The organism is Pseudoalteromonas sp. 2CM36K (assembly GCF_023161865.1).
Lineage (GTDB): Bacteria > Pseudomonadota > Gammaproteobacteria > Enterobacterales > Alteromonadaceae > Pseudoalteromonas > Pseudoalteromonas tetraodonis.
Window position 1 is genome coordinate 65,111 of the sequence record NZ_JALNTK010000023.1, and the last position, 8,313, is coordinate 73,423.

The following is an 8,313-nucleotide window of genomic DNA, read 5'->3' on the forward strand; positions in this document are numbered from 1 at the left end:
ATGCAACTTAATTCCACTGAAATTTCAGATCTGATCAAACAACGTATTGAGAAGTTCGAAGTTGTAAGTGAAGCTCGTAACGAAGGTACAATTGTATCTGTTACTGACGGTATCATTCGCATCCACGGTCTAGCTGACTGTATGCAAGGTGAGATGATTGAGCTTCCTGGCAACCGTTATGCTATCGCACTAAACCTTGAGCGCGACTCAATTGGTGCAGTAGTAATGGGTCCTTACGCTGACCTTACAGAAGGCGTAAAAGTATACACAACTGGTCGTATCTTAGAAGTGCCTGTTGGTGCGGGTCTACTTGGTCGTGTTGTAAACACACTAGGTGCTCCTATCGATGGTAAAGGCGCTTTAGATAACGACGGTTTTGAACCTGTAGAAAAAATTGCACCAGGTGTAATCGAGCGTCAATCAGTAGATGAGCCAGTGCAAACTGGTTACAAATCTATCGATGCAATGATTCCAGTTGGTCGTGGTCAACGTGAGCTTGTTATCGGTGACCGCCAAACAGGTAAAACTGCACTGGCAATCGATGCAATCATCAACCAAAAAGACACAGGCGTTAAGTGTGTGTACGTTGCGGTTGGTCAAAAAGCATCTACTATTGCTAACGTAGTACGTAAATTAGAAGAGCACGGTGCACTTGCAAATACTATCGTAGTTGTAGCATCTGCTTCTGAATCTGCGGCACTTCAGTACTTAGCACCGTTCTCGGGCTGTACTATGGGTGAATACTTCCGTGACCGTGGTGAAAACGCATTAATCGTATATGATGATTTATCTAAGCAAGCTGTTGCTTACCGTCAAATCTCATTGCTACTTAAGCGTCCACCAGGCCGTGAAGCATACCCAGGTGACGTATTCTACCTTCACTCGCGTCTTTTAGAGCGTGCATCACGTGTAAACACGGATTACGTTGAAAAATTCACTAACGGTGAAGTGAAAGGTAAAACAGGTTCATTGACGGCATTGCCTATCATTGAAACTCAAGGCGGCGACGTTTCTGCGTTCGTACCGACAAACGTTATCTCTATCACCGATGGTCAGATCTTCTTAGAAACTGACTTATTCAACTCAGGTATCCGTCCGGCTGTAAATGCTGGTATCTCGGTATCGCGTGTTGGTGGTGCTGCACAAACTAAAATCGTTAAGAAACTAGGTGGCGGTATCCGTCTAGCCCTAGCTCAGTACCGTGAGTTAGCTGCGTTCTCGCAGTTCGCGTCTGACCTTGATGATGCTACTCGTGCTCAACTTGAGCATGGTGAGCGTGTAACAGAGCTAATGAAGCAGAAACAGTACGCGCCAATGTCTGTTGCTGAAATGTCTTTGTCGTTATTCGCAGCTGAGAAAGGTTACTTAAAAGACATCGAAATTGCTAAAATTATGGATTTCGAAGCGGCTTTACTTTCTTACGCAAATAGCACATACGCAGAGCTTATGGCTCAAATCAATGAAACTGGTAACTACAACGCCGAGATCGAAGCGCAGCTTAAAGAACTTCTAGAGAAGTTCAAGTCTACGCAAACTTGGTAATTTAGTTATTAATGGTGTGCTTTATATTCTAAAGCACACCTTGATTCGGAGAGAGAGTCATGGCCAGCGGAAAAGAGATTAAAAGCAAGATCGGCAGTATTAAAAATACTCAAAAGATCACTAGCGCAATGGAAATGGTTGCTGCGTCTAAAATGAAAAAGGCGCAAGAACGAGTGGCTTCAAGCCGTCCATACGCTGAAAAATTACGTAAAGTGATTGGTCGTGTTGCTCAAGCAAATCTTGATTTTACTCACCCGTTCTTAGAAGAACGTGAAGTAAAACGAGTTGGTTATATTGTTATCTCTACTGACCGTGGTCTGTGTGGCGGTTTAAACTCAAACGAGTTTAAAAAAGTCGCATTAGAGATTAAAGCGTGGAAAGAAAAAGGCGTAGATGCTGATTTTGCTACTTTAGGTAGTAAAGCAGCTGGCTTCTTTCAACGTTTTGGTGGTCAAGTGCTTGCTAAAAAAGCAGGTCTTGGAGATAAGCCTTCAGTACAGGATGTAATTGGTCCTGTAAAAGTAATGCTAGATGCATTCTCTGAAGGTAAAATTGACCGTTTATTCCTGGTATATAACAACTTTGTTAATACCATGAAGCAAGAGCCAATAGTAGATCAGTTACTCCCTTTGCCAAAAGCTGAAGAAGAAGTATCTACACATGCGTGGGATTACTTATATGAACCAAACCCAGAGGCTATTTTAGAGTCTTTGTTAGTACGTTTCATTGAGTCTCAAGTATACCAAGGTGTAGTTGAAAACGCTGCCTCTGAACAGGCTGCCCGCATGGTTGCAATGAAAGCTGCAACTGATAATGCCGGTGACCTTATGGATGAGTTACAGCTTGTATATAACAAAGCTCGCCAAGCAGCAATCACACAAGAAATTAGTGAGATTTGTTCTGGTTCAGCAGCAGTTTAATGCTTCAGGCAAAGATTAACGAGAGGAATAGACATGAGTTTAGGTAAGGTCGTCCAAATTATCGGCGCCGTTGTGGATATCGAATTTCCACAAGACAGCGTGCCAGCCGTATATGACGCGCTAAAAGTAACAGATGGCGATTTAGCTGGTTTGACTTTAGAAGTTCAACAGCAGCTAGGTGGCGGTGTGGTACGTACTATCGCACTAGGTACTACAGACGGTTTACGTCGTGGTGCTGCAGTAGCAAACACAGGCGAAGCAATTCAAGTTCCAGTTGGTACTAAGACCCTAGGTCGTATCATGAACGTACTTGGTGAGCCAATTGATGAAGCAGGTCCAATCGGTGAAGACGAGCGTATGTCTATCCACCGTGCAGCTCCTACTTACGAAGAGCAATCAAGCTCAGTAGAACTTTTAGAAACGGGTATCAAGGTAATCGACCTTGTATGTCCATTCGCTAAAGGTGGTAAAGTTGGTTTATTCGGTGGTGCCGGTGTTGGTAAAACCGTAAACATGATGGAACTTATCCGTAACATCGCAATCGAGCACAGCGGCTACTCAGTATTCGCAGGTGTTGGTGAGCGTACTCGTGAGGGTAACGATTTCTACCATGAAATGAACGATTCAAACGTACTTGATAAAGTATCGCTTGTATACGGTCAGATGAACGAGCCACCGGGTAACCGTTTACGCGTAGCGTTAACAGGTCTTACTATGGCTGAGAAGTTCCGTGACGAAGGTCGCGACGTACTTTTCTTCGTAGATAACATCTACCGTTACACACTTGCGGGTACAGAAGTATCAGCACTTCTTGGTCGTATGCCATCAGCGGTAGGTTACCAGCCTACACTTGCTGAAGAAATGGGTGTACTTCAAGAGCGTATCGCATCTACTAAGACAGGTTCAATTACTTCAATCCAAGCGGTATACGTACCTGCGGATGATTTAACGGATCCATCTCCAGCAACAACGTTTGCTCACTTAGATGCAACAGTGGTACTTTCACGTGATATCGCATCACTAGGTATCTACCCAGCGGTAGACCCTCTTGATTCATCTTCACGTCAGCTTGATCCACAAGTAATCGGTGAAGAGCACTACGGTGTAGCGCGCGGCGTTCAAACAGTTCTTCAGCGTTACAAAGAGCTTAAAGACATCATCGCGATTCTAGGTATGGACGAGCTTTCTGACGAAGATAAGCAACTTGTATCTCGTGCACGTAAAATCCAGCGTTTCCTATCTCAGCCATTCTTCGTGGCAGAGGTATTTACAGGTGCGCCAGGTAAATACGTTTCACTTAAAGACACAATTGCAGGCTTCAAAGGTATCTTAAACGGTGAGTTTGATGATATGCCAGAGCAAGCGTTCTACATGGTTGGCTCTATCGAAGAAGCTCAAGAAAAAGCCAAAAGCATGTAATTAGGAGGGTAGTATGGCAGCTATGACTGTACATCTTGATGTAGTAAGTGCTGAAGAGAAATTATTTTCTGGTTTAGTAGAATCTATTCAAGTATCTGGTAGTGAAGGTGAGTTAGGTGTTAACGCCGGTCACGCCCCACTACTAACTGCCCTTAAACCTGGTATGGTACGTTTAGTTAAGCAATTTGGTGAAGAAGAACTCATCTATATTGCTGGCGGTACACTAGAAGTTCAACCGAACATAGTGACCGTACTTGCTGATACAGCTGTTCGTGGTGAAGACCTAGACGAAAAAGCTGCAGAGCAAGCTAAGCGTGACGCTGAAGCCCAAATGGCAAAAGGCGCATCTGCTGAACTTGATTACAATCAAGCAGCAATGCAACTAGCTGAAGCAATTGCTCAGCTACGCATTATTCAGCAATTACGTAAAAAGTAAGCCTATCTGGTTTTTAAAAGCCCACTTTATGTGGGCTTTTTTGTGCTTGATGATAAATCCCGTGACTATTTGTAAATAAATTAATCGTAATGGCTAATATCTCTTCATTATTACTTATATCTACGCAAGATCCTCGTTACAATAACCCTATTCTATTAGGTGTTATTTTGCTTAAGTTAAGATTCAGTAGTCATTGCTTAGCCTACTGAGTATTTGCACATGATGTGACTTACGTAATCTACTTTGCAGCACACTTATTCTATCAAGCTAAAACAACGGAAAAAGGAAATTGTTTTAATGGCTCTAACAACAGTAATTCTTGCAGCGGGTAAAGGTACTCGTATGCGCTCTGCTCTGCCTAAGGTACTGCATAAAGTGGCAGGTAAACCTATGGTGCAACACGTTATCGATAATGCCAATGCGCTAGGTGCTACATCGACTAACTTAGTTTATGGTCATGGCGGCGAACTATTACAACAACAGTTAGCCGATAATAACGTAAACTGGGTGCTACAAGCTGAGCAACTAGGCACAGGCCACGCAGTGGCACAAGCAAACCCACATATAAATGACGACGACGCTGTACTGGTTTTATACGGTGACGTACCTTTAACGAAACAATCTACACTTGAGCGCTTATTAGCAGCGACACCTAAAAATGGTTTAGCAGTATTAACCGTTAATTTAGCAAATCCAAATGGCTACGGGCGCATGTTACGTGTTGATGGTAAGTTAGTGGGTATTGTTGAGCAAAAAGATGCTACCGCAGAGCAGTTACTTATTAACGAAGTAAACACCGGTATTATGGCGGTAAATGGTAAGCTTTTAAAAACATGGTTAGGTAACCTATCTAACAATAATGCTCAAGGCGAATACTACCTCACAGATATAGTTGCAATGGCGCATAGTGAAGGTGTAGAAATTACATCAGCACAGCCTGATCATCCAATGGAAGTTGAAGGTGCAAATAACCGCGTACAACTTGCAGGCCTTGAGCGTGCTTATCAAGCATGGCAAGCAGAAGAGCTCATGCTAAATGGGGCGACCCTTGCTGACCCTGCTCGCATAGATGTACGTGGCGACGTGAAAACAGGTGAAGATGTCCTCATCGATATCAACGTTATTTTTGAAGGCAATGTAACGCTTGGTAATAATGTACAAATTGGCCCTAACTGCGTACTTAAAAATTGCAGCATCGGCGATAATGTTGTTATTAAAGCCAATACATTGATTGAAGATGCATCAGTTGCGGCTAAATGTACACTCGGTCCATACGCCCGCCTTCGCCCAGGTGCAATAATGGAAGAAGACTCGCACATTGGCAACTTTGTCGAAATGAAAAAAACCCGTTTAGGTAAAGGCTCTAAAGCAAACCACTTAAGTTACTTAGGTGATGCTGAAATTGGCGAGAAAGTGAATATTGGCGCAGGCACGATCACTTGTAACTACGATGGTGTGAATAAAGCGAAAACCGTTATTGGCGATAATGCCTTTATTGGCTCTAACTCATCACTGGTTGCTCCTGTAAATATTGGTGCTACAGCAACTGTAGGTGCAGGTTCTGTGATCACCAATACTGTCGCGGATGATCAGTTAGCCGTAGCACGTGGCAAGCAACGCAATTTAGATGGTTGGAAACGCCCAGTTAAAAAATAGTAATGGCCATTACTTATTAAATATTTAAAGCGAGTTTTATAACTCGCTTTTTTATTGCCTAAATATAATTCAAATAAAAATGCCATATTGCTGTCATCCCTGTGTGTTGATATTTAACTAATACAACACTAAGGAAAACAATAATGTTAAACAAATCAATAATAGCCCTTTCTTTGCTATCACTATTAACTGGTTGCTCACTAGATGGTGATGACGGCCAAGATGGCGCACAGGGTATAGAAGGTACAGCGGGTAATAATGGCGAAAACGGTACTAATGCAAATTCAGCTTTAAATATCAATCTTATTGGTCGTGCAGTTCTCAATGCACAAAGCCCTGAGGGTGCAGCTGAAATAGTCGCCTACCAAGCTTCTAAAAAATGGATTTATGCTATTAATAGCTCTGGTGATGAGGATGTTGTGAATATCATTCCTGCCGATACGTTCGACACTGCTGCATTAGTAAAAGATAACGAAGGTATTGTAACCGCGACCAACTTAGCCTCTGCCATTACGCTCTCACTAAATGAAAATACGCCTGGCGATGCAAACAGCATAGCTATCGATGCGAATAACCAATTATTAGCGGTAGCAATGGCTGCTACAAACGTGGGCGAAGCTGGCCAAATAGCGTTTTACAATATTGGCGGAGATACACCAGTATTTATTAAAAATGTAACAGTAGGTGCCCTACCCGACATGGTGACATTTAGCCATGATGGTGCAAAAGTAGTGGTTGCTAATGAAGGTGAACCTAATGGCGACTACAGTATCGACCCCGAAGGCACTATCAGCATTATCGATATTAATAACGGCACTATTGCCGATACCGCTATGAGCATCAACTTTCAAGCTTACAATAATCAGCAAGCAGAATTAGAAGCGCAGGGCTTAGTGTTTGCCAATCCTACTGGACGTACTATTAATGGTAATTTAATAAATACCACCGTCGCTATGGATTTAGAGCCAGAATATGTGAGTATTTCCAAGGATAATAAATACGCCTATGTCTCTATTCAAGAAAATAACGCTCTAGCCATCATCAACCTTGAAGATAATTCCCTTGAGCTAAAAGGACTCGGTTTTAAAGATTGGTCAAACTTACAATTTGACGCTTCAGACAAAGACGGTGGTGTTAATTTTAAATCATACCCTGGTTTATATGGCATGTATCAGCCAGATACAATTGCAAGTTTTAGCTGGAAAGGAGCCAACTTTATTGTATCTGCCAATGAGGGTGATGCACGCGAATACTTTTATGATGCCAGCGATGAAGCTGATTGTATCGCTCAGGGTGGCCTTGATTATGACGCTAAAGATGGGTGTTTGGCATATATAGATGAAAGCCGCGTAGAAGATCTAACGCTCGCAGCTAACTTCGATTACTTAAATAACGATGATAACGACATTGGTCGTTTAAAAGTTACAACAGTAAAAGGTGATAAAAATAACGATGGCCAATACGAATCGCTTTATGCTTATGGCGCACGGTCATTTACCATTTGGGATAGCAATGGGCTGGTGGTGTTTGACTCAGGCGATCAAATTGCACGAGTAACCGCTTCTGTTCATAGTAACGCGTTTAATAATAACGAAGATGAAAACAAAGGCGATACACGCTCAGATGATAAAGGGGCAGAGCCCGAAGCGCTAACATTAGGTGAGGTTGGCGACAGGTTATTTGCTTTTGTTGGCTTAGAGCGTATGGGCGGAATAATGGTGTTTGATATAACCAACCCTTATGATGTGAAATTTCAAGACTACTTTTATAATCGAGGTTTAGAACCAAGTGCAGATATAAGTGGCGATCTCGCTCCTGAAGGAATGACATTTGTTCCTGCAGCGCAAAGTGCAACAAACGAAGCACTGCTTATAGTCGGTAATGAAATCTCAGGCTCAATTGCCGTATGGGAAATAACAACTCAGTAATTAGTAAAGTTTTAAGTAAAAGCGATATAGCGGTTAGCTATAAATCGCTTTTACTTTCTCCTCTCTTAATAACTATACCTTTTCTGAATGCTTTTTAATCAAAAACACCTCTGCAACCCTTTGTTTGTATGGTTATTGTACTAAATTGAAATTAATTTAATAAAACTAAAATAAAGCATTGACCCTCTCCAGAATATCCCTATAATGCGCATCCACTGACCCGGTAGGCAGCAATTAAAAGCGCTGAACAAACGGTAAGTAAGTCGAGTAAAACTTAGCTTTTAAATCTTTTAAAAGAAACTAAAAATTAAGTGTTGACAAAAAAACAGGAAAGGGTAATATGCGCAGCCCTAGCGAGATAAAGTTAAACGCTTTAATCGCAACGTTCTTTAACAATATAAAGCAATCATCT

General features: G+C 42.1%; 6 protein-coding genes. All 6 read left to right on the forward strand.

Annotated elements, in window-relative coordinates; genetic code table 11:
- Positions 1 to 1,542 carry a F0F1 ATP synthase subunit alpha gene (gene atpA, locus MTN97_RS14540; RefSeq protein WP_013466263.1) on the forward strand — a complete coding sequence of 514 codons (1,542 nt, stop codon included), beginning with the start codon at positions 1 to 3 and terminating at the stop codon, positions 1,540 to 1,542.
- Between the two features lie 59 nt (positions 1,543 to 1,601).
- Positions 1,602 to 2,462: a F0F1 ATP synthase subunit gamma gene (atpG, locus tag MTN97_RS14545; protein WP_138626157.1), complete on the forward strand. Its 861-nt coding sequence runs from the start codon at positions 1,602 to 1,604 to the stop codon at positions 2,460 to 2,462.
- A gap of 33 nt (positions 2,463 to 2,495) precedes the next feature.
- A complete protein-coding gene (atpD, locus tag MTN97_RS14550) occupies positions 2,496 to 3,881 on the forward strand; it encodes a F0F1 ATP synthase subunit beta (protein WP_024601473.1) in 1,386 nt (461 codons plus the stop codon).
- A gap of 13 nt (positions 3,882 to 3,894) precedes the next feature.
- The gene (locus tag MTN97_RS14555; protein ID WP_008464176.1) at positions 3,895 to 4,317 is read left to right on the forward strand and encodes a F0F1 ATP synthase subunit epsilon; all 423 of its coding nucleotides are present in this window, start codon (positions 3,895 to 3,897) and stop codon (positions 4,315 to 4,317) included.
- Between the two features lie 297 nt (positions 4,318 to 4,614).
- Complete coding sequence (gene glmU, locus MTN97_RS14560) at positions 4,615 to 5,973, forward strand: bifunctional UDP-N-acetylglucosamine diphosphorylase/glucosamine-1-phosphate N-acetyltransferase GlmU (protein ID WP_248474702.1); 1,359 nt, start codon at positions 4,615 to 4,617, stop codon at positions 5,971 to 5,973.
- 143 nt (positions 5,974 to 6,116) lie between these two features.
- Positions 6,117 to 7,901, forward strand: coding sequence for a choice-of-anchor I family protein (locus MTN97_RS14565; RefSeq protein ID WP_248474703.1), 1,785 nt, complete (start codon positions 6,117 to 6,119; stop codon positions 7,899 to 7,901).
- The last annotated feature ends 412 nt before the right edge of the window (positions 7,902 to 8,313 follow it).

Excerpts from the sequence above, each read along its gene's own strand:
- atpA (WP_013466263.1), top strand. The coding sequence starts at position 1 with ATGCAACTTAATTCCACTGAAATTTCAGATCTGATCAAACAACGTATT.
- glmU (WP_248474702.1), top strand. The coding sequence starts at position 4,615 with ATGGCTCTAACAACAGTAATTCTTGCAGCGGGTAAAGGTACTCGTATG.
- MTN97_RS14555 (WP_008464176.1), top strand. The coding sequence starts at position 3,895 with ATGGCAGCTATGACTGTACATCTTGATGTAGTAAGTGCTGAAGAGAAA.
- atpD (WP_024601473.1), top strand. The coding sequence starts at position 2,496 with ATGAGTTTAGGTAAGGTCGTCCAAATTATCGGCGCCGTTGTGGATATC.
- atpG (WP_138626157.1), top strand. The coding sequence starts at position 1,602 with ATGGCCAGCGGAAAAGAGATTAAAAGCAAGATCGGCAGTATTAAAAAT.
- MTN97_RS14565 (WP_248474703.1), top strand. The coding sequence starts at position 6,117 with ATGTTAAACAAATCAATAATAGCCCTTTCTTTGCTATCACTATTAACT.